Raw genomic sequence first — 18,967 nt, forward strand, 5'->3', positions numbered from 1 at the left:
CTTCGGGAACCGTTGCAACCTCGTGATCCGGGAACGCGAGCCTCTGGCTCCTGGCCGACTCACAGCACCGCCTCGAGGTACGGGCGAACGATCCGGTCCACGCGGCAGAGCTTCGCCGCGCGGAGAACCTGGGCGGCCGCGAACTTGCGCTCGGCAAGGCCGGTGCGCAGGGCTTCTATCGCGACCTCGATCCCGAGCCGGTTGCGGAACTTGAAGCAATCGGCGACGGTCTTGGCAGGCTCGTACACGCGGATCTCGACCCCGTCGCGCTCGTGGGTCTCGATCCCCGAGGTGAACATCGAGCCGGAGAAGCGATAGATGCGGAGCGGCGGCCACTCGAGCCGGGGTCGAGCCGTTCCGCGCGGGAGAGCGATGCTCACCTCGTGGGGAATCTCTGTCGTGAGCCCGTGGAAGTGGAGCGCGGACACGATCGCGATCACGGCCTTGGGGATGCGGTAGGCCACGGTCACGAGGTCGGGCTCGGCCAGGGGCGGAAGGTCGGCCAGACGGTAGACCCCACGGCTCACGCGCGTGACAACCCCAGAGTCCCGCAGGGCGTAAAGGTCGCGCGGATGCACGCCGGCACCCAGCGCCTTGGTGGTCCGCAGCACCCCCCCAGCATGGCGGAAGGCCGCGATCACCCTCCCTCTTACAGGAGATCTCTTCATGCTGGATAGAACATACATCACTTATAAACAAGTGTTAACTTTTCTATCCACACCATCAGAGCCCCTCGGAAGGTGATGGGCCTTCCGCTCGCGCGAGCAGACCTGCCCCCGCTGATCCGAGGTTTCGCGAACGCAGCCAAGCGGATCGTGACTCAAGCGGCCTCCGGGACCGCGTTCGCCCAAGTTGATCACGGTCCCTCGCGGGAGCCCGTCGCGCCCGCGGCGACGCGGCCCCGGGGTTCCGTCCTGAAGCCGAGCAGGCCGCGCTCGTCCACCTTTTCATTCGGGGGTAGATTCCACAATGGTTCCATTGTGGAACCATATGGAGGTTCCTCCGTCATGCCAGCGCTCACGCTCAAGAACATCCCCACCGCGCTCTACGAGAAGCTGAAGACAAGTGCGGCGACGCATCGCCGCAGCCTCAACAGCGAGATTCTCGAGCGCCTGGATGCCTCGCTCGGCGGAAGGCCGGTCGATCCAGCAGCCTTCCTCGCGAACGCCGACGCGCTGCGCGAGCGGCTCGCCGTTCCGCCGCTCACCGCGAGATCGCTGAAGAAGGCCAAGGCGGCGGGACGGCCATGATCGTCGTGGACACGAACGGCCTCGCCCACCTGCCGCTCGCGGCGGCGGGCACCCGGCGCGCGGGTCAGCCGCCGAGCCGCACGACATCCCCCGGTCGAATCGACGCCAGAGCTTTCGTGATCTCCGGCACCAAGGCCTTGAGATCCTCGAAGCGATTGCTGCTCGCTCGGAGCACGATGACGCCCAAGCGCATTCCGGCGAGAGGTTGTTGCGCGGCCAGGTTTCGGTCGATCGTGATGAACACGTCGAATCGGTCCTTCGCGAGGGTCAGGAGATCGCCATTGCTCCGTCCCGACCAGCCTGCCTCGGGAACCGTCGAAACCTCGTGATCGGGGAACGCGAGCCTCAACCTTCGCGGGAGGCATTCGTCAAGCAGCACCCGCATCTTGGAGCAGCGCCTCCTTGGCCAGTTCCAGAGCGGCGACGGCCTGCTCCCGCGAGACGGTCGGGAAATCGTCGAGGAAGTCCTCGAGGCGATCGCCCGCCTCGAGGTAGTCGATCAGCGCCTCGACGGGCACCCGTGTTCCGGAGAACACCGGCGTTCCCTGCAAGACCTCGGGGGACCGCGCTACCACGGATTGACCTTTTCTCATTGGAGGCTCCGGGACCGGTGGGCATTATAGCGCCCGCAGGTCCCGGCGTCGGAGCGCCCGCGGCTCGTGAGCGAGCGCGCGGAGACTCACTCCCTATTCCTTCACCGAGATGTTCCCGTTGATCGTCTCGATCTTCACCTTGTTGCCGCCGCCGTTCACCGCGCCCGACATCTTGATGTACTTGCGCGGGGAGCCGTGGGTGTGGTCCCACTCGGGGCTCACGGTCGCCTTCAGGCCGCCGGGAGCGACGATCTTGTATTCCTGGCTGCTGTTGCGGGTGTACGCGATCTCGAGGTCGAGGTCCATGCGGAACCCGGAGGGGACGTGGAGGGTGATCTCGCCCCCGTTCGAGGTCAGGGCCACGTCGCCGCCCTTGCCGGTCACGGTCACGCTGATGTCGCCGCCCATGGTGGTCGCCTTGACCCAGCCGTCCACGGAGCCGATCTCGATGTCGCCCCCCATGGTCGTGGCGCGGACGAAGCGCTGGGCGTTCTGGACGTTGATGTCGCCGCCCATGGTGTGGAGGTCCGCGCCCTCGGGGGCGTCCTTCACCTCGATCGGTCCACCCATGGTGGAGATCTGCACGGAGTCCGGCTTGACCTCGTCGAGGCCCTTACCGGTGCGCTCCGGGGAGGCGACGCCGCCGTCGCGGCGGGTGACGTTCTTGTAGCGGACGTTGCCGCCCATCGAGCTGGCCTTGACGTCGCCCACCACGTTCTCGATCCTGACCTCGCCGCCCATGGTCTTGAGGTGGCCGTCCAGCGTCGAGTCGGTGACCTCGATCTCCCCGCCCATGGTGGTCAGCTCGGCCTCGCCCTTGACGTCGTGCAGCTTCAGCGCGCCGCCCTTCGTCTCGCCGGTGAACTTCCCGTCGACGCCGTCGAGGGAGAACTCGCCGCCCATGGAGTCCAGCTCCACGTTGAACGAGCGGGGGACCCGGATCTTGAAGTCGCTGCTGGAGCTTTGCTTCCCGCCGTGTCCCTTGAAGTTGCTCGTGACCTTCAGGCCGCCCTTGGTCTCCTCGAACGCGATGTCGCACTCGGGCTTGCAGGACAGGTCGTAGGTCACCGAGATCGACGAGCCGCCGGTCCCCGAGATCTCGACGGACCCGCCGGACTCGAGGTCGAGGGTCAAGAGTCCTCCGGCAGAGGCCGGGAACTCCCGGGTGATCGAGTCGGCGCCGGCGGTCGCGGCGGACACCGCCAGGCAGGCGGCGGCGAGCAGGGCGGCGATGGCGGTTCTGCGCATGTTCGGCTCCTTGGCGGAGAGCGACCCCCGCCGTCTCGAATCAGAGTTTCTTGTCGAACTGGGCCAGACGGACCATGAGCGCCTCGTCCCCCGGGCGCTCCTTCTCCCGGATCGCCTCGCGGAGGCGGCGGCGATCGACGCTGTGGGCCGCGAGCGCGTCGAGGGCGAGGAGGCGCATCTGCACGGACTCGTCGTCCCGCAGCGTGGCGAGCACCGCCGTCTGCACGTCGGGATCGGTCAGGCGCGGGGACAGGATCGACAGCGCCTCGAGCCTCACCGCGAGGCTCTGGTCGTTGCGCATGGCGAGGAGCAGCGCCTCCTTCAACTTGGGCTCCAGGTTCTCGGCCGAGAGCTCCATCGCCCGGAGGCGGGCGCCGGCGCTCGAGGGGTCGAGGAGCGCCTGCGCCAGGACGTCCTGGACCACCGCGGACTTCACCGGCTCCACGAGCTGCACGTGGGTCGTGACGTCGAAGTCGAGGGCGACCCTCTCCCCCTTCGCGCGGCGGAGGGACACGTTGGAGTAGGTGAACGGCGAGTCCTCGACGTCCTGAAGCTCGTGGTTGGACGCCGCGTCGCTCCGGATCGCGGCGACGAGCCGGTTCCTGAGAGCCGCCTCGGGGTTCCCCCAGGGTGCGCGCCCGGCGGCCAGGCCGGCGACGAACAGGAGGACCGACGCGGCCAGCGCGATGGCGATCCAGGGGATGCGGCCGCTCCCGATTCCCCAGGGAACGGTGTGCGCCGGTCCCGCGCGCCCGACGACCGCCGCAGGACCCGCGGCCGCGATGCCGCGCACGACGCGCTCCCTCAATATCTCGAGGTCCGCCTCGTCCGGCCCAGGAGCGTCCGCCGCCAGCCGGGACAGGTCGCGGTGAAGCTCCAGGAGCCGCCGGCAGGCTTCGCAGGCGCGGCAGTGCGCGAGCAGCGGCCCGATCGCGGCCTCGGGGAGCTCGCCCGCCACGTAGGCCTCGAGCGTCGGCTCGAATCGTTCGCAGTCGCTCATGGCAGGGAGCCCTCCGATTCCACCAGCACGGCGCGCAGTCTCCTGAGGCTGCGGAAGAGGATGCTCCGCGCGGTGCCCTCGCTGCACTCGAGCACGGCGCCGATCTCGCGGGGGGACATCCCCTGGAAGTAGCGGAGCACGACGGCCAGCCGCTGGCGGGGGCTCAGGGTGGCGAGCGAGCGGTGCAGCGCCTCGCGCGTCTCGCGCTCGTGCAGCCTCTCGTCCTGCGGCGGGTCGGGGTCGAGGAACAGGGTCTCGTCCAGCTCGGAGGTCGGGTGGCGCCGCGCCGCGCGGCGCAGATTGAGTGCCTCGTGGGCGGCGATCCGTGCGATCCAGTTCCTGAGATCGCCGTCCTCCCTGAACGTGCCGAGCCGGGTGTGGACCTTGAGGAACGTGTCCTGGGCGACGTCCATGGCGCTCTCGCGATCCCCCGTGAACCCGAAGGCGATCCGGTGGACCAGGCGCCCGTACCGGCTCACCAGCTTCTCGAAGGCCACCTTCGAGCCGGAGCGGATCTCCCGGGTCAGGTCCTGGTCGCTGAACTCCAAAGCGCTCCTCCGGCCCATAAGGACACCACGGGCGGCGTTCCGTTAGCAGGGGAGAAGACTAACCCGGGAGATCCCGGGCGCGCCGCCGGGGAGGCTCAGCGGTGACCGGGGAGGATCGAGAGGAGGAAGGAGGCGACCCGCCGCCGGGCGCGGAACCGCCGGCCGCGGATCAGCGAGCCCACCGCGAGGAGCCGCCTCATGAGGCTCCGGCCGTGGATCGCCTGGAGTGACGCGTCGGCGACCCGCGCGGCCTCCGCGTCGTACGGGAACGCGAACACGGGGGCCTCGGTGCGGCACGGGTCGTACGAGACGAACCTCCTGCGGCTCATCTCCCGGAGCCCGGCGAAACCGTGGGTGCTGCCGACGCCGCTCGAGCGGTAGCCCGACCAGGTGGAGGCCGGCTCGCCGAAGGCGTAGAGGACGTCGTTGACCGTGACGACGCCGGCCTGCACCCCCGACATGATCCGGTCCGCGGTCCCCGCCGACGTGGTCCAGCCGCTGGCGGTCAGCGCGTACTCGCTGTCGTTGGCCAGCAGGATCGCGCGCTCCAGGCTGTCCACGACCACGATGGGGATCACGGGGCCCAGCGTCTCCTCTCGGAGGATGCGGGCGTGGGGCGGCGGCTCGAGGAGGATCGTCGGGGGGTAGAAGTAGCCCGGGCACGGCATCGGCATCCCGCCGCACAGGAGGCGCGCCCCGGCCTGGACGGCTTCGGTCACCTGGCGGTGGACCGCCTCGACGCGCTCCTCCGACACGAGGGGACCCATGTCGATGTCCTTCTCGAGGGGATCGCCCACGCGGACGCCGTCGACCTCCTCTTCGACGGCCTCGACGAACTCCGCCGCGACGTGCTCGTCGACGTAGACCCTCTCGATGGCGCCGCAGTTCTGCCCCGCGTTGGCGAGCGCGCCCCAGACGACGCCGCGGGCGGCCCGCCGGACGTCGGCGTCCGCGGCGACGATGGAAGGGTGCTTGCCTCCCAGCGAGAGGACCACCGGGCGGGGAGCGCACCCGGCGGTGGCCATCACCTGGCGGCCGGTCTCGGTCGCGCCGGCGAAGAAGACCTTGTCCACGCGAGGGTGGGCGACGAGGTGCAGCGTCTCCTCGCGTCCGGTGGCGACGACCCCGACCAGCCCCTCGGGGAAGCCCGCCTCCTCGCACAGCTCCGCGATCTTGAGCCCGCAGCAGGGGGTCAGCTCCGAGGGCTTGAGCACGACCGCGTTCCCCATGGCGAGGGCCGCCCCGACCTGCACCAGCGGGAGCGCGAACGGGAGGGGGAACGGGGTCACGAGGGCGACGACGCCGAGCGGCTCGTAGACGTCGTGGACGCTCTTGTGCGAGTACAGCGGGTGCGGAGCCTGGATCGGCCGGCTCTGGAGTCGGCCGGCGTGCTGCGCGAGGAACTCGAGGTGGTCGAGCGTCGGGAGCACCTCGAGGGCGAGGGCCTCGGTCACCGGCTTCCCTTGCTCCGCCGCAATCAGGCGCGCGATCTCGTGCGCGCGATGGAGGATCGCGGAGGCGAGCCTGCGGAGCCGCCGGCTCCGCTCCTCCCGGGGGGAGCCGCGCCAGAGCACCGAGGCGTAAGCCGCCGCGTCCACCGCCGCGTCGATCTCGTCGGCGTCGGCCAAGGGGACTTCCTCGAGCGGCCGTCCCGTCGAAGGGTTCCACGAGACGAGAGTGCGGGCGGGGCGTTGGACCGGGAGGGCGGCGTCGAAGTCGCCGGGCAGTGGCGGCTCGGCGAGGGCGCTCGTGGCCTGGGTGGGCGTGCGGGGGCCGGTCTCCATGTCAGGGCCGAATATAGGTCGCCGGCACGACGCGGGCACCCGTCCCGGCGCCCTGAAAGCGCGGGCGTCCCCGGCCGATGCAAGATCGATATCCGGAGTGCCGAACCGTAATCCGAAACCGCGTGGGCGTTACGGCGCGCAGGTCCTGAAGCCGCCGAGCACGTCGCGGCGGTGGGGCTCGTAGAAGTTCCGCCAGGTGTTGCGCAAGAGTCGCCCGCGGGTCGCCCAGCAGCCGCCCCGCAGGACGCGGTGCGGGGTCGCGAACCAGGGCTCCGAGTAGTCCTTGTAGGGGTCCGCGACGAAGCCGGGGTACGGCAGGAAGCGAGACGCGGTCCACTCCCAAACGTTTCCGATCATCTGGCGGCAGCCGAACGCGCTGTCCCCCGCGGGCAGGGCGGCCACGTCGACGCACCCGCCCCACCTTCCGTCGAGGTTGGCGTGCTCGGACGTCGGCGGCTCATCACCCCAGGGGAACGGCCGCTTGCGGCCAACCTCGGCGGGACCGGTGGCCGCCAGCTCCCATTCGGCTTCCGTCGGCAGGCGGCGTCCCGCCCAGCGGCAATAACCGTCGGCCTCGAACGCGTTGACGTGGATCACCGGGGCGTGCGGCGCGAGCGGGACGACCCGGTCGTAGCGCCGCCAAACGAACCCGCCTCCGGGCGCCTGCTCCCAGTAGACGGGGCGCTCCGCAGCCACCGACGCGCGCCAGCGCCAGCCCCCAGGGGTCCAGAACCGCTCCGCGCGATAGCCTCCCGCTTCGACGAACTCGGCGAACTCGGCGTTCGTCACCGGCGCTCGGGCGATCCGGAACGGGGCGACCGTCACCCCGTGCGCCCACTTCTCGTTGTCGAACACGAACGGCGAGTCGCGGGTTCCCCCGAGGAGATGCGTCCCGCCTGGCACCTCCACGTCGCCCGGGAGCGGGCCGGCCTCGTCGGGAGGAGGGGCGGCCGCCGCGAGGCGCGGCTCGGGATAGCCCAGCGTCTGGCGGGTGTACGTGAAGGCCTCGTCGTGCATGTCCTCGTGGAAGAGCGCCAGGCGGTAGAAGTAGGCGGCCTTCCCGTCCGGCTCGTGCGTCGCGATCCGGTGGAGGATCCGCTCCAGGACGCCACGCGCGAACTCGAGCGTCTCCGCCATGGTGGGCAGCGGCAGGTCCCAGCGCGTGTCGTGCGCGACCCTGGACGAGTCGTAGAGCGAGTCGCCGTCCCGCCTCGACGGGGGCTCGCTCCAGAGGTGGCGCAGGGCCCAGCTCTCCTGGAACCAGCCCACGTGTCCCACTTCCCAGCGCAGCGGGTTGACGATGGCGAGCCTGGGGCCCATGAGCTGCTCGTCGCTCAGGCCTGACACGAGCTGGAGCGTGCGCGCACGCGCGTCCCGGAGCTGCCGGGCCAGCTCGTCGCGCGTCGGAGGTGCGCTCCCGGTGCTCATCGCCGATCTTGGAGCCTCGATGCCCGCAGGATACCATGGGCGCTCGATGAGGATCGTGATCGCCTGCCCCGCGCCTCGCGGCGCGCACAGCGGAAATCGGGTGACCGCCGAGCGCTGGCGGACGTTGCTGCGCGAGCTGGGACACGTGGCGACGATTGACCGCGATGCGGGCGCGGGTCCCGCGGACCTGCTCGTCGCCGTCCACGCGACCCGCTCCGCGGCCGCGATCGCGCGCTTCCGCCGGCGCTCGCCCCGAGCCCCGACGATCGTGACGCTCGCAGGGACCGACCTCTACGTCGATCTGCCGGGCGCCCCCGAGGCATGGGGGGCTCTCGAGCCGGCATCCCGGCTCGTCGTGCTCCACCCGCTGGCCGCGGAGAGCCTGCCGCCCGGGCTGCGCGACAAGACCCGGGTCATCCTGCAGTCGGCGCGCGCTCCGGCCGCGGCGCCGCCGCGCTCCCGCCGTTTCTTCGACGTGGCGGTCGCCGCGCACCTGCGCGGTGTGAAGGACCCGTTCCGGGCGGAGGAGGCCGTGCGCGGCCTGCCGAGCTCGTCGAGGCTCAGGGTGCGGCACGCGGGCCGCGTCCTCGAATCGGGACTCGGTCGCGAGGCGCGACGGAGGGCGGCGGCGAACCCCCGCTACTCGTGGCTCGGCGAGCGCTCCGGCAGTGAGGCGCGACGTCTGATCGCCGGCTCGCGGCTCCTCGTGGTCACCTCGCGGAGCGAGGGGGGCGCGAACGTGGTCTCGGAGGCGGTCGTCTCCGGCGTGCCGGTGGTCGCCACGCGCATCCCCTGCACGATCGGTCTCCTCGGCGAGGGGTATCCGGGCTTCTTCGAGGTGGGGGATACCGCCGGGCTGCGGCGGCTGCTGCTTCGCGCGGAGGGGGAGCCCGGGTTCCTCCGGACGCTCGCCGCCTGGTGCCGCGGGCGCCGGCCGCTGTTCGCCCCGGCGCGCGAGCGAGGCGCCTGGAGGCGGCTCCTGGGGGAGCTGGGCCTCTGAGCCGCCGGCCGCGGCGCCGCGGCTCTCGGGTAGAATCGGAAGATGCGGCTCCCGCCTCGACCCAGCGTCGCCCGGTCCCTCGCTGCCGGCGCCGCGCGTGATCGCATGGCGGCCGAGGTCCGGGCGGGCCTCTCCGCGCGCCCGCTCCCCACGCTGCCGTGCAAGTACTTCTACGACCGGAGAGGGGGCGAGCTGTTCGACGCGATCACCCGGCTTCCGGAGTACTACCCGTATCGGACCGAGGAGGCGATCCTGCGGTCGGTGGCTCACGAGGTGGTCTCGCTCGTCGCGCCTCGCGAGCTGGCGGAGCTGGGCTCCGGTCTCGGGGTCAAGACGCGCCTCTTCCTCGACGCGATGCGGTCGCGGGGGTTCCTCGAGCGCTGCGTGCTGCTGGACATCAGCGAGAGCGTGCTGGAGCGGTCGATCGCGGGCCTGACCTCCGACTACCCGGCCCTCGAGGCGAGGGGGATCGTCGGCGATTTCGTCCTGGACCTCGCGTCGCTCGGTCCCGGCGGGGGGCGGCTCGTCCTGTTCCTCGCCGGCACCATCGGCAACCTGCATCCCGACGAGGTGCCGGGGTTCCTCTCGGCGCTGGCGCGCCAGCTCGAGCCGGGCGACGGCTTCCTCCTGGGGATCGACCTCGTCAAGGACGAGGGGAGGCTCGAGGCCGCGTACAACGACTCGGCCGGAGTCACCGCGGAGTTCAATCGCAACATCCTCCGCGTCGTCAACGCCGGCCTCTCGGCCGACTTCGTCCCCGAGGCGTTCGAGCACGTCGCCTTCTACGACCGCGAGCGCGCCTGGATCGAGATGCGCCTCAGGGCCACCCGCGACATGCGCGTGCGCCTGCCCGGCGCGTCGATCGAGCTTCTGCTCCGGGCCGGGGAGGAGATTCGCACCGAGCTGTCCTGCAAGTACACGCGGGAGTCGTTCGAGGCGCGCCTCCCCGGCACCGGGCTCGGGATCGAGCGCTGGACCACCGACCCCGACGGGCTGTTCGCCTCCGTGCTGCTGCGGCGCGCGGCATGATCGAGGTCCTGGGGCTGAGCAAGCGCTATCCGGGCGGCGCCGCCGTGGACGACGTGTCCTTCGTCGTACCGGCGGGGGAGATGCTGGCGCTCGTGGGGCGCTCGGGCTCCGGGAAGACCACGACGCTCAAGATGATCAACCGGCTCGTCGAGCCCAGCGCGGGACGCGTGCGGGTGGACGGGGAGGACGTGACCCGGCTCGAGCCCCACGTCCTGCGCCGGCGGATCGGCTACGTCTTCCAGGGGGTCGGGCTGTTCCCGCACCTGACCGTCGGCGAGAACGTCGCCGTTCCCCTGCGCCTGGCCCACTGGGAGGCCGGCCGGATCGCGGCCAGGGTCGCCGAGCTCCTGGAGCTCGTCGAGCTGGACCCGGCGCTCGGGAGCCGGAGGACCTCCGAGCTGTCCGGCGGGCAGCTGCAGCGCGTGGGCGTCGCGCGCGCCCTCGCGGCCTCCCCGAAGGTGATGCTGCTGGACGAGCCGTTCGGGGCGCTCGATCCGATCACCCGCGACCACGTCCAGCGATCGTTCATGGCGCTGCGCCTCAGGGTGCGGCCGACCGCGGTGTTCGTCACGCACGACATGGCCGAGGCGCTGATGCTCGCCGACCGCGTCGGCGTGATGCACGCCGGCCGCCTCCTGCAGGTGGGGACGCCCTCCGAGCTCTCGCGCGCTCCGGCGGACGAGCGCGTCGCGCAGCTCCTCGAGACGCCGCGCCGCCAGGCGCGGGCGATCGACGCGCTCCTTCAGGGGCCGGCGAATGGGTGAGCAGCTCGCGCTGCTCCCGTCGCTGCTGACGGCGCACGTGCAGCTCGTCCTCGCAGCGCTCCTCGCGGGGACGGCGATCGCGGTCCCCGCCGGCATCCTGGTGACCCGCGTGAAGCGGCTCGAGGCGCCGGTCCTCGCCGCTGCCGCGCTCGTCCAGACCATCCCGGCGCTGGCGCTGCTCGCCGTGATGGTGCCGCTCCTCGCCGCCCTCGGCCTGCCCGGGATCGGCTGGCTCCCGGCGCTGCTCGGTCTCGTCCTCTACAGCCTCCTTCCCATCCTGCGCAACACGGTGACCGGGCTCGCCGGCCTCGACCCCGCCATGATCGAGGCCGCTCGGGGCGTGGGCATGACGCCGGGCCAGCAGCTGCGCCTCGTCGAGCTGCCGCTCGCCCTTCCCGTGATCCTGGCGGGCGTGCGAACGGCGACGGTCTGGACCGTCGGGATGGCGACCCTCTCGACGCCGGTGGGGGCCCCCAGCCTCGGCAACTACATCTTCGGCGGCCTGCAGACCCGGAACCTGGACGCCGTCCTGGTCGGCTGCGTCTCGGCCGCCGCGCTCGCGCTCGTCCTCGACGGCCTCGTGCTGGCCGTCGCCCGCGGCTACGGGGAGCGTCGCCCGTGGCTCAAGCGGGTGGGCGGCGCGGGCCTCCTCGGCCTTCTGGCGTGGGCGGTGGCGGCCCTGCCGGGCGCCGGGCCGGCTGAGCGCCCCGTGCGCATCGGCGCCAAGCCGTTCACCGAGCAGGCCGTGCTCGCGGAAATCCTCGCCGCGAAGGTGCGTGGCGCCACCGGTTCGCCGGCGGAGGTCGTCTCCTCGCTTGGCTCGGCGGTGGCCTTCGACGCCCTCGCGCGGGGCGAGATCGACGCCTACGTGGACTACACGGGGACGATCTGGGCGACCCTGATGAAGCGGCCCGGGGCGGGACCCGGCCGCGGCGCGCTGCTCGACGAAGTCCGCCTCTGGCTCGCGGAGACCCACGGCATGAGGCTCATCGCGAGGCTCGGCTTCGAGAACACCTACGCGTTCGCGCTGCGCCGCGAGCGGGCCGACGCGCTCGGCGTCCGCACGCTGAGCGGCCTCGTCCCCTTCGCGCGGCGGCTCAGGGCCGCGGGGGACTACGAGATCTGGGGGCGCGGCGAGTGGGCCTCGGTGCGCCGGACCTACGGGATCGACTTCGCGGAGCGGCGCAGCATGGACCCCTCTCTGATGTACGCGGCGATCGCGGCCGGCCAGGTGGACGTGATCACCGCCTACTCGTCGGACGGCCGGATCGCGGCGTACGACCTGGTCACGCTCGAGGACGACCGCGGGGCGATCCCGCCGTACGACGCGGTGGTCCTGGCGAGCCGATCCTTCGCCCGTCGCCGGCCCGACGCGGTCGCGGCGCTGTCGTCGCTCGACGGGACGATCGACGTGGCCCGCATGCGCGGGCTCAACCGCGAGGTGGACGAGGCGGGGCGCAGTCCCAAGGCGGTCGCGGCGGAATTCCTCGGGCCGCCTGCGTCGCGGCCTACGACCGCGATTCCGCCGCCGCCTTGACCGCCGCGCGATCCTGGAACGTGAACTTCCTCCCGATCTCCTTGAACGGCGCGCCGTCCACCTCGGCGTACGGGTAGACGAAGTAGTTGAGCGGAGGACCGGCCTCCCTCGGGTCGAGGACGATGTCCCGGCCGGTGCTCAGCTGAACCCGGTTCTCGTCGTGCGCGCCGAAGAAGTACTCCTTCTTGTCGGGACGCTTGGCGGCCTCCGAGGCGTCCACCGGGACCCAGCCGTACCCGCTCAGGAAGAACTCCGCCCAGCAGTGGTAGCCCGGGATCTCCCCCTCGCCGCGCTTTTCGGGAAGCGGGAAGCCGATGGAGAAGCGCGCGGGAATGCCCACCGCGCGGCAGAGGCCGATGAACAGGGCGTGGAAGTCGGTGCAGTTGCCGCGCTTGGCGTCGCAGGCCCAGAGGATGTCGCCGTTCCCCCAGCCGGTGCCCGACTTGTCGTACCTCATGTTGGCGACCACGTAGTCGTAGATCGCGCGCGCCTTCTCGAGGTCGGACGTCTTCCCCGCGGTGATCTCGGACGCGAGACCGTGGATCCTCTCGTTCAAGGGGACCAGGCGGTCGGCCGCCAGGTACCGAGAGGGGACCTCCTTCGCGGACGGGCCGCTCTTCCCGGCCTTGTCGAAGTCCCGCCGGACGTATTCCCTGCGCGTCACGTCGAACGAGACGTCGATCTCGAACGAGGGCTTCGCGGGGTGATCGACCTCGACGTAGAGGGTCGTGTTGCCGTATTCCGGGTCTTTCGTGACCCGGGTCGGGTACGGGCAGCGCACGCTGATGTGGGAGATCTCCTGGTGGGCGTCGCTCCCGGGGTAGGGGAGCCAGACCGCGACCTTCTTCGCGCCCTCCGGGATGTCGTTGAGCGCCGCCGTGTAGGTGAAGTGGAAGCTACGCTCCGCGGGCCGGTCCGAGGCCGCCGCGAGAGCGAGCGCGGCGAAGAGCGCCGCGCCGAGAGAGACGAGAACCCACCGCCGCGGATGAGCCATGCGCTTTCCCCTCCGTCGATCGAGCGAACACTCGTTTCTAGCACGGAAGCTGCGGGCGCTCAAACCGGCCGTCCCGGCCGGCGCGCGAAAGCTCACAGCGGGTCTCGGGGTATGCTGGGGCCCCGGGGACGGTCCTTCCCTGGCATCACGCGGAGTCACCCGACGGATGCACCCCTCACGCGACACCGCTCGCGGCGAGGCGCTCCTGGCGCGCCACGAGCAGCTCTGCTTCACGCGGGCGTTCCCGCGGAATGCGGCCGAGCTCGAGCGCGCCCTCCGCGAGCTTCAGGGATTCGAGCGGCGCGCGCGTCCGTTTCGCGACGAGCTCGAGAACACCGGCATCGCGGGGTCGGTCTACCGCTACCCTTACAACCACCGGATGGCCCGCTGGCTGGCCGCGCGCTATGGGCCCGCGGTGGAGATCGACTGGGCGGCCTACAAGCGCCATCGCTGGGACGACCTGGCCGCGATGCTCTCGCTCTGCACCGCATGGGCCGAGAGCGAGGGGCTCGACGACGACGACGTTCCTTCCTGGGACTGGGTCGAGCGCGCGCGGCGGGGGAGCCGGAAGACCGCGCTGCGCTGGATCCTGGACGCGCTCGCCCGCCGACCGCTCGGGGAGCCGCTGGCGTCGCACCTCTACGAGTCCGCCAACCTGCCGCTCGTGTGGGACCTCGCGGGCTGCCGCGACAGCGTCACGCACGCGAGGCTTCCCGTGCGGCGAGTCTTCTACCATCGCGCCCTGATCCGGGAGCGGCCGGACGACTTCGCCGCCGCGGTGCGGCAACCCGCCCGCCCGCTCACGCGGCTCGCCCCCGCGCGAGCCCTCAGGATCATCGACGCGGCGCGCGCAGCGCTCAGCCAGCGCGAGCGCGAGTTCCACGTGATCGTGCACGGCAACCCCGAAGAGGTCTACCGCTTCGACGCGGGGCGCGGCCTCGAGATCTACGTCATCGGCCTCTGGCGTCCGCTCCGGCTCACGCTGGAGGCGGACTACGGCGCGCTCCTGGTGAAGAACGGAGTCCCGGTCGGCTACGGGTACGCGGCGCTGCTCTTCGACCGGGCGGACATCGCGATCAACATCTTCCCGACCTACCGCGCCGGCGAGTCGCCCCACGCGTTCGTGGGGTTCGCGGCGCTGTTCCACCACCACTTCGGGCAGCGGAAGCTGGTGATGCGCCGCTACCAGCTCGGGTTCAGGAACCCCGAGGGGATCGAGGCCGGCTCCTTCTGGTTCTACTACAAGCTGGGCTTCCGTCCGGTGGACGCCGCGGTGCGCGCCGAGGCCGAGGCCGAGGCGGCCCGGCTCCGAAGGCGGCCGGGGACGCGGTCCGGCCCGGCGACGCTGAGGCGGCTCGCGCGGAGCGATCTTCTGCTGTCCCTCGACGGCACGCCCGCCGAGCGGTTCCGCGAGGTCGAGGTGAAGCGCGTGGGCCTGGCGGTGACACGGATGATCGAGCGTCGCTTCGCGGGGGATCGCGGGCGCGCGTTGGCGGCGTTGGCCCGGAAGGTCGGCGGTCTCCTGGGCATCCCGCAGGCCAGGGCGGAAGCGCTGCGCATGACCCCGGTCGCCGCGCTCGTTCCCGATCTGGCCCGGTGGCCGGTCGAGGATCGCAAGCGCCTCGCCGCCGTACTGAAGGCCAAGGAGGCCCGGCGCGAGATCGAGTACGTGCGCGCGATGCGGCGCGCGCCGCGCTTCGAGCGATTCCTCGCCGGGCTCAGGTGAGCCGACGGAGTGGAACGGTCGGGGTCAGGACGACGCCGGCTTCTCGAACCGGGAGCCCTCGATCGGCACGTTCTGCTGGACGTCGTCCACCCGGATCTCGAACCGGCCCGAGGGGCGCGAGATCGCCCACCTGTACGGAATCTTGACCCCGTCGGCGTCCCGGTAGTCCGCGTAGTCGATCCGGGTCGGGCTGCGGCCGAGGATCGTCTCGGAGTACCGCATCATCCGCACGAGGAGCCCCGACTCAGCGTCGAACCAGAGGTCGACGGGAGGCCGCCCCTCGTTCATCGCGATCACGTGGTTGGCGTCGCGGCCCTCGATCTTCTCGGGCCGCACGACCTTGAACTCCTTGAACATCGCCTTGAGGTGGGACGGGAGGCGCATGTCCGCGTCGAGACGCGCCGCCTCGCTCTCGGCGGCCGACATGTCGCGCGCCGGGCGGCCGCTGTTCCCGAGCCAACCCGCCTTGCCGTCGAAGGCGGTGAGGCTGTCGCCCCTCGGCGTGTGCACGATGGAGATCCTCTTGTCGGGGGCCTGGGCGTACACCTCGATGGGCATCTCGGCCGGGCCGAACCCGGACATCCTTCCCTTCTGGACGCGGCTCGTGATCTTCTCGAGCGCCTCGCCTCCGCCGACGGCCGCCAGGTACCTGTCGAGGACCGCGCCGGCGGCCGGGAGCTCGGGGGCCTTCGCCTCGGGCGAGCCCTCCTCGGGCTCCCTCGGCAGGTTCGGGTCGAAGACGGCCGGTATCGCCACCGGTTTCGACTCGCCGCGGTGGCAGGAGTTGCAGGTGACCTCGCGCTTCCCTTCGAAGCTGTCCCGGTTGATCGCCTGCGTCATCGAGATCATCTTCCGCGCGGTCAGCTTCTCCTTCTTGTCGTCCTTCTCGTTGGCGCGCTCCACGTGGCAAAACTCGCATTCCACGCCGAGGGACGCCGCGATGAACTGCATCGTCGGGACCACCTCGTCCGCAGGGTACCCCTTGAGGACCTGGATGTTCTTGAAGTACGCCTCGGCCTTCTCCTCGTGGGTGGGAGGCCTGGGCGGCGGTCCCGTGCGCGGCGGCGCCCCGCCGGGAGGGGCGGGAACCGGGGCCTGGGGGGCCTGGGAGCGCGGGGACTCCGCCGCCGCCGCGAGGACCGCGACGATGGCGCCGGCCCCGAGGGCCGCCATCAGGACGGGGACGAGACGGGCTAGACGGCTCGTGGTCATCGAGGAGGTCCTCCAACGGGGAACCTCGATTCTACACGACCGCGGCTCGTCGTTTGTCAATCGGTCGGCAGAGCGGTAAAGAAGACCGATCGACAATCGCAACCGAACGAGGAGGACCTCGCATGCGCAAGAAGCTCGCCGTCCTGATGTTCGTCCTGGCAGCCGTCGTCGGGACCTCGGCTCTCACCACGAGGGTGGCCGCCGAGACCAAGTGCCCCAGGGGATCGCACCTGATCACCTGTCCCACAGGCAGTTGGTGTTGCCCCAACAACGCCTTCTGCGTCTGCTTCCCATAGCAGCGACCGTCAGCTGGCGTCTTCCGTCGGGGATCTCGCTTCCGTCCGCGACCGCGGACGGAGGCGAGGTCCCGCGAGGCGGTACCGTCGGGCCGGCCGCCGTTTGCTATACTCCACGCCGGAGAGGGAGGTCCGCGCCCATCGACTCCATCCCGGTTCCCGCCTCGGCCGAGATCGTCCGGCGCTTCTCCGGCATCTCCCACCTGGTCGGCAACACCCCGCTGCTCGCCATCGAGGTCACGTACGCCGGCAAGGAGCGCGTGATCTACGCGAAGGCGGAGTACCTCAACCTCACGGGGAGCATCAAGGACCGGATGGCGCTCCACATCCTGCGCCAGGGGTACGAGCGCGGCGTCCTAGCCCCGGACTGCCCGATCGTCGAGGCCACCAGCGGCAACACCGGGATCTCGTTCGCCGCCATCGGGCGGGCGATCGGCCACCCGGTGACGATCTTCATGCCCGACTGGATGAGCCAGGAGCGGGTCGCGCTCATCCGCAGCCTGGGGGCCGAGATCGTCCTGGTCAGCAAGGAGCAGGGCGGCTTCCTGGGATGCATCCGCCTGGCCCAGGAGTCGGCGGCGCGCCATCCCGGAACGTTCCTCCCCCGGCAGTTCTCGAACGACGACAACGTGGACGCCCACGCGACGAGCACCGGCCCGGAGATCTGGTGGCAGATGCAGTTCCACTACCGGCGGCCCGACGCGTTCGTCGCCGGCGTCGGCACCGGCGGAACGGTGATGGGGGTCGGCCGGTTCCTGCGCGGGAAGGCTCCCGGCATCAAGCTGCATCCGATCGAGCCCGCCAACTCGCCGACCCTCTCCACGGGCTGCAAGGTCGGGAAGCACCGGATCCAGGGGATCTCCGACGAGTTCATCCCGCCGATCGTGGACCTCGCCCGGCTCGATCGGGTGGTGAGCGTCGACGACGGCGACGCGATCCTGATGGCGCAGCGGCTCGCGCGCGAGCTCGGCCTCGGCGTCGGCATCTCCTCGGGGGCCAACTTCATCGGGGCGCTGGAAGTTCAGAGCCAGCTCGGGCCCGACTCGGTGGTCGTGACCGTCTTTCCCGACGACAACAAGAAGTACCTCAGCACGGCCCTGCTCGAGAAGGAGCCGGAGCGCGACGGCTTCCTGTCCCCTCGCGTGACCCTGAGGCGCTACGAGGCGTTCAAGCGGGTCTGCAACACCTGCTGCGACCCCGCCGAGTGCGCCGAGACGCCGCCCGCCGGTTTCGTCGCAGACTGGGAGCCGCTCCCGAGCTGTCCCCGCCCGCGGCGAGGGTCCCCGTAATCCGGCGACCCCCGAATTCCCACCTTGACGACGGCCCCGGCACGGCAACGCCGGGCCGGGACCGCCCCTGACGGGACCGTGCCGTCCTACGTCTTGCAGCCGGGGATCGGAGCGCAGCTCGGGCACCTGAAACAGGACCCGGACACCAGCTTGTAGCAGGGCGGACAGCCGTAGATGGGAGTGCAGAACAGGCAGGCGTAGGCCTTGGGCGGCGGGATCAACAGGGCCAGGGTGCCCAGGGCCATCGCCAGCAACAGTGCAGCCCCGAAGGCTCGTCTTCTCATACCGTCTCTCCTCCTTCCGCCGGGTGGGTACGAGAGCCCCCCGGCACGCTCGAGCGAAAGTACGGTGGTGGCCCGGCGGCGTCAAACGGCGGGGCATGGGGATTCCATGACCTAATTCACCATCGTCGGCGACGGCGGTCGGGCTCGTCTAGAATCTCCTCATCGGCGTAGACGCGTGAGACGGATTTTCCGGGCAGGCATGTTCATGCGACAGGACGTTCGGCCGATCCCGTGGGATGACTGAGAGGTCATGAGCGAAGCGCTTCGCGTGGTGATCACCGAGGACGACCGCCTCTACCGCGAGGGTCTCGAGACGCTCCTGTCCGCGGAGCCGGACGTCGAGATCGCCGGCGTGTTCCCGCAGCCGGCGGGCCTGCTGGAGGCGGCGCGGGCCGCCGCAGAGAGCGCCGGCGAAGGCCGTTGGGACATCGCCGTGATGGACATCGAGATGCCGGGGATGAACGGCATCGAAGCCACGAGGGAGCTCAAGCGGATCCTCCCGGAAGTGGGCGTCGTCATCCTCACCGTCTTCGAGGAGTCGGTGAAGATCCTGGAAGCGATCTGTGCCGGGGCCGACGGGTACCTGCTCAAGACCGCGGGGCCGGGGGAGATCATCGAGCAGCTCCGGCTGGTCGCGGCCGGCGGCTCGCCGCTCACTCCGGGCGTGGCGCGGACCGTCGTCGGCCTGCTGCGGCGCTTCAGCGAGCGCGTCGAGCCGAGCCTCGCGGCGGTCCCGCCCGTCGAGCTGAGCGACCGCGAGCTGGCGGTGATCCGGGGACTCGCCCGGGGGCTCTCCTACAAGCAGGTCGCCGCCGACCTCGAGATCTCCATCGACTCGGTGCGAAGCTACGTCAGGCGGCTCTACCGGAAGCTGCGCGTCCACAGCGTGACCGAGGCGATCCTCCGCGCGATGAAGAGCGGACTCGTCTGACCGGTAGCGAACCTCCGGCGCGCCCGTCGCGTACCATCTCCGGCGGCGATCCCG

20 protein-coding genes are annotated in these 18,967 nt (G+C 71.2%); 9 read left to right on the top strand and 11 right to left on the bottom strand.

What is annotated here, in order from left to right; all coding sequences use genetic code 11:
• Nucleotides 1-59: 59 nt before the first annotated feature.
• Nucleotides 60-668 carry a type IV toxin-antitoxin system AbiEi family antitoxin domain-containing protein gene (locus tag LAO51_03555; GenBank protein MBZ5637814.1) on the bottom strand — a complete coding sequence of 203 codons (609 nt, stop codon included), beginning with the start codon at nt 666-668 and terminating at the stop codon, nt 60-62.
• Between the two features lie 339 nt (nt 669-1,007).
• On the opposite strand from LAO51_03555, the gene LAO51_03560 reads away from it, so the two are divergent.
• A complete protein-coding gene (locus tag LAO51_03560; protein ID MBZ5637815.1) occupies nt 1,008-1,250 on the top strand; it encodes an Arc family DNA-binding protein in 243 nt (80 codons plus the stop codon).
• Between the two features lie 64 nt (nt 1,251-1,314).
• Here the strand turns inward: LAO51_03560 and LAO51_03565 are convergent, their stop codons facing one another.
• The 7 genes from LAO51_03565 to LAO51_03595 form a co-directional block, all read right to left on the bottom strand.
• Nucleotides 1,315-1,635 carry a DUF5615 family PIN-like protein gene (locus LAO51_03565; protein MBZ5637816.1) on the bottom strand — a complete coding sequence of 107 codons (321 nt, stop codon included), beginning with the start codon at nt 1,633-1,635 and terminating at the stop codon, nt 1,315-1,317.
• Nucleotides 1,619-1,843, bottom strand: a complete 225-nt coding sequence (locus tag LAO51_03570) for a DUF433 domain-containing protein (GenBank protein ID MBZ5637817.1) — start codon at nt 1,841-1,843, stop codon at nt 1,619-1,621. The genes LAO51_03565 and LAO51_03570 overlap by 17 nt, the downstream gene beginning before the upstream one ends.
• A 93-nt stretch (nt 1,844-1,936) precedes the next feature.
• On the bottom strand, nt 1,937-3,091 hold the full coding sequence (locus tag LAO51_03575) for a DUF4097 domain-containing protein (protein ID MBZ5637818.1): 1,155 nt from the start codon (nt 3,089-3,091) through the stop codon (nt 1,937-1,939).
• Nucleotides 3,092-3,131: 40 nt separating this feature from the next.
• Nucleotides 3,132-4,091, bottom strand: coding sequence for a hypothetical protein (locus tag LAO51_03580; GenBank protein ID MBZ5637819.1), 960 nt, complete (start codon nt 4,089-4,091; stop codon nt 3,132-3,134).
• Nucleotides 4,088-4,639, bottom strand: a complete 552-nt coding sequence (locus tag LAO51_03585) for a sigma-70 family RNA polymerase sigma factor (protein ID MBZ5637820.1) — start codon at nt 4,637-4,639, stop codon at nt 4,088-4,090. The genes LAO51_03580 and LAO51_03585 overlap by 4 nt, the downstream gene beginning before the upstream one ends.
• A 95-nt stretch (nt 4,640-4,734) precedes the next feature.
• The gene (locus LAO51_03590) at nt 4,735-6,423 is read right to left on the bottom strand and encodes an aldehyde dehydrogenase family protein (protein MBZ5637821.1); all 1,689 of its coding nucleotides are present in this window, start codon (nt 6,421-6,423) and stop codon (nt 4,735-4,737) included.
• Nucleotides 6,424-6,552: 129 nt separating this feature from the next.
• Nucleotides 6,553-7,851, bottom strand: a complete 1,299-nt coding sequence (locus LAO51_03595; protein ID MBZ5637822.1) for an SUMF1/EgtB/PvdO family nonheme iron enzyme — start codon at nt 7,849-7,851, stop codon at nt 6,553-6,555.
• Nucleotides 7,852-7,897: 46 nt separating this feature from the next.
• Between LAO51_03595 and LAO51_03600 the strand changes: the two genes are divergently transcribed.
• The 4 genes from LAO51_03600 to LAO51_03615 are packed head-to-tail and all read left to right on the top strand — an operon-like array spanning nt 7,898 to nt 12,181.
• Nucleotides 7,898-8,851: a TIGR04348 family glycosyltransferase gene (locus LAO51_03600; GenBank protein ID MBZ5637823.1), complete on the top strand. Its 954-nt coding sequence runs from the start codon at nt 7,898-7,900 to the stop codon at nt 8,849-8,851.
• A gap of 42 nt (nt 8,852-8,893) precedes the next feature.
• Nucleotides 8,894-9,880 (top strand): L-histidine N(alpha)-methyltransferase, encoded by a 987-nt coding sequence (gene egtD / locus LAO51_03605; GenBank protein ID MBZ5637824.1) that lies wholly within the window; start codon nt 8,894-8,896, stop codon nt 9,878-9,880.
• Complete coding sequence (locus LAO51_03610; protein MBZ5637825.1) at nt 9,877-10,644, top strand: ATP-binding cassette domain-containing protein; 768 nt, start codon at nt 9,877-9,879, stop codon at nt 10,642-10,644. Before egtD ends, LAO51_03610 begins: the two co-directional genes overlap by 4 nt.
• Entirely contained in the window at nt 10,637-12,181 is a 1,545-nt protein-coding gene (locus LAO51_03615) for an ABC transporter permease/substrate-binding protein (GenBank protein MBZ5637826.1), read from the top strand. Before LAO51_03610 ends, LAO51_03615 begins: the two co-directional genes overlap by 8 nt.
• Here the strand turns inward: LAO51_03615 and LAO51_03620 are convergent.
• Nucleotides 12,153-13,175, bottom strand: a complete 1,023-nt coding sequence (locus LAO51_03620; protein ID MBZ5637827.1) for a transglutaminase domain-containing protein — start codon at nt 13,173-13,175, stop codon at nt 12,153-12,155. The two genes, LAO51_03615 and LAO51_03620, sit on opposite strands and share 29 nt — an antisense overlap.
• Before the next feature lie 166 nt (nt 13,176-13,341).
• Here LAO51_03620 and LAO51_03625 point away from each other — a divergent pair, with 166 nt between their 5' ends.
• On the top strand, nt 13,342-14,901 hold the full coding sequence (locus LAO51_03625) for a hypothetical protein (protein ID MBZ5637828.1): 1,560 nt from the start codon (nt 13,342-13,344) through the stop codon (nt 14,899-14,901).
• A gap of 24 nt (nt 14,902-14,925) precedes the next feature.
• Here LAO51_03625 and LAO51_03630 read toward each other — a convergent pair whose 3' ends face one another.
• Complete coding sequence (locus LAO51_03630; GenBank protein MBZ5637829.1) at nt 14,926-16,113, bottom strand: c-type cytochrome; 1,188 nt, start codon at nt 16,111-16,113, stop codon at nt 14,926-14,928.
• 122 nt (nt 16,114-16,235) lie between these two features.
• On the opposite strand from LAO51_03630, the gene LAO51_03635 reads away from it, so the two are divergent.
• Together LAO51_03635 and LAO51_03640 are read left to right on the top strand one after the other, a co-directional pair.
• Complete coding sequence (locus tag LAO51_03635; GenBank protein MBZ5637830.1) at nt 16,236-16,409, top strand: hypothetical protein; 174 nt, start codon at nt 16,236-16,238, stop codon at nt 16,407-16,409.
• A gap of 203 nt (nt 16,410-16,612) precedes the next feature.
• Nucleotides 16,613-17,698, top strand: a complete 1,086-nt coding sequence (locus LAO51_03640) for a cysteine synthase family protein (protein ID MBZ5637831.1) — start codon at nt 16,613-16,615, stop codon at nt 17,696-17,698.
• Between the two features lie 86 nt (nt 17,699-17,784).
• Here the strand turns inward: LAO51_03640 and LAO51_03645 are convergent, their stop codons facing one another.
• Nucleotides 17,785-17,982: a hypothetical protein gene (locus LAO51_03645; GenBank protein ID MBZ5637832.1), complete on the bottom strand. Its 198-nt coding sequence runs from the start codon at nt 17,980-17,982 to the stop codon at nt 17,785-17,787.
• A 250-nt stretch (nt 17,983-18,232) separates the two neighbouring features.
• On the opposite strand from LAO51_03645, the gene LAO51_03650 reads away from it, so the two are divergent.
• Nucleotides 18,233-18,913, top strand: a complete 681-nt coding sequence (locus LAO51_03650; protein MBZ5637833.1) for a response regulator transcription factor — start codon at nt 18,233-18,235, stop codon at nt 18,911-18,913.
• Nucleotides 18,914-18,967 lie beyond the last annotated feature (54 nt).

The organism is Terriglobia bacterium (assembly GCA_020073205.1).
Classification (GTDB): domain Bacteria; phylum Acidobacteriota; class Polarisedimenticolia; order Polarisedimenticolales; family JAIQFR01; genus JAIQFR01.

Excerpts from the sequence above, each read along its gene's own strand:
- LAO51_03555 (MBZ5637814.1), bottom strand. The coding sequence starts at position 668 with ATGAAGAGATCTCCTGTAAGAGGGAGGGTGATCGCGGCCTTCCGCCAT.
- LAO51_03560 (MBZ5637815.1), top strand. The coding sequence starts at position 1,008 with ATGCCAGCGCTCACGCTCAAGAACATCCCCACCGCGCTCTACGAGAAG.
- LAO51_03565 (MBZ5637816.1), bottom strand. The coding sequence starts at position 1,635 with ATGCGGGTGCTGCTTGACGAATGCCTCCCGCGAAGGTTGAGGCTCGCG.
- LAO51_03570 (MBZ5637817.1), bottom strand. The coding sequence starts at position 1,843 with ATGAGAAAAGGTCAATCCGTGGTAGCGCGGTCCCCCGAGGTCTTGCAG.
- LAO51_03575 (MBZ5637818.1), bottom strand. The coding sequence starts at position 3,091 with ATGCGCAGAACCGCCATCGCCGCCCTGCTCGCCGCCGCCTGCCTGGCG.
- LAO51_03580 (MBZ5637819.1), bottom strand. The coding sequence starts at position 4,091 with ATGAGCGACTGCGAACGATTCGAGCCGACGCTCGAGGCCTACGTGGCG.
- LAO51_03590 (MBZ5637821.1), bottom strand. The coding sequence starts at position 6,423 with ATGGAGACCGGCCCCCGCACGCCCACCCAGGCCACGAGCGCCCTCGCC.
- LAO51_03595 (MBZ5637822.1), bottom strand. The coding sequence starts at position 7,851 with ATGAGCACCGGGAGCGCACCTCCGACGCGCGACGAGCTGGCCCGGCAG.
- LAO51_03600 (MBZ5637823.1), top strand. The coding sequence starts at position 7,898 with ATGAGGATCGTGATCGCCTGCCCCGCGCCTCGCGGCGCGCACAGCGGA.
- egtD (MBZ5637824.1), top strand. The coding sequence starts at position 8,894 with ATGCGGCTCCCGCCTCGACCCAGCGTCGCCCGGTCCCTCGCTGCCGGC.
- LAO51_03610 (MBZ5637825.1), top strand. The coding sequence starts at position 9,877 with ATGATCGAGGTCCTGGGGCTGAGCAAGCGCTATCCGGGCGGCGCCGCC.
- LAO51_03615 (MBZ5637826.1), top strand. The coding sequence starts at position 10,637 with ATGGGTGAGCAGCTCGCGCTGCTCCCGTCGCTGCTGACGGCGCACGTG.
- LAO51_03620 (MBZ5637827.1), bottom strand. The coding sequence starts at position 13,175 with ATGGCTCATCCGCGGCGGTGGGTTCTCGTCTCTCTCGGCGCGGCGCTC.
- LAO51_03625 (MBZ5637828.1), top strand. The coding sequence starts at position 13,342 with ATGCACCCCTCACGCGACACCGCTCGCGGCGAGGCGCTCCTGGCGCGC.
- LAO51_03630 (MBZ5637829.1), bottom strand. The coding sequence starts at position 16,113 with ATGACCACGAGCCGTCTAGCCCGTCTCGTCCCCGTCCTGATGGCGGCC.
- LAO51_03635 (MBZ5637830.1), top strand. The coding sequence starts at position 16,236 with ATGCGCAAGAAGCTCGCCGTCCTGATGTTCGTCCTGGCAGCCGTCGTC.
- LAO51_03645 (MBZ5637832.1), bottom strand. The coding sequence starts at position 17,982 with ATGAGAAGACGAGCCTTCGGGGCTGCACTGTTGCTGGCGATGGCCCTG.
- LAO51_03650 (MBZ5637833.1), top strand. The coding sequence starts at position 18,233 with ATGAGCGAAGCGCTTCGCGTGGTGATCACCGAGGACGACCGCCTCTAC.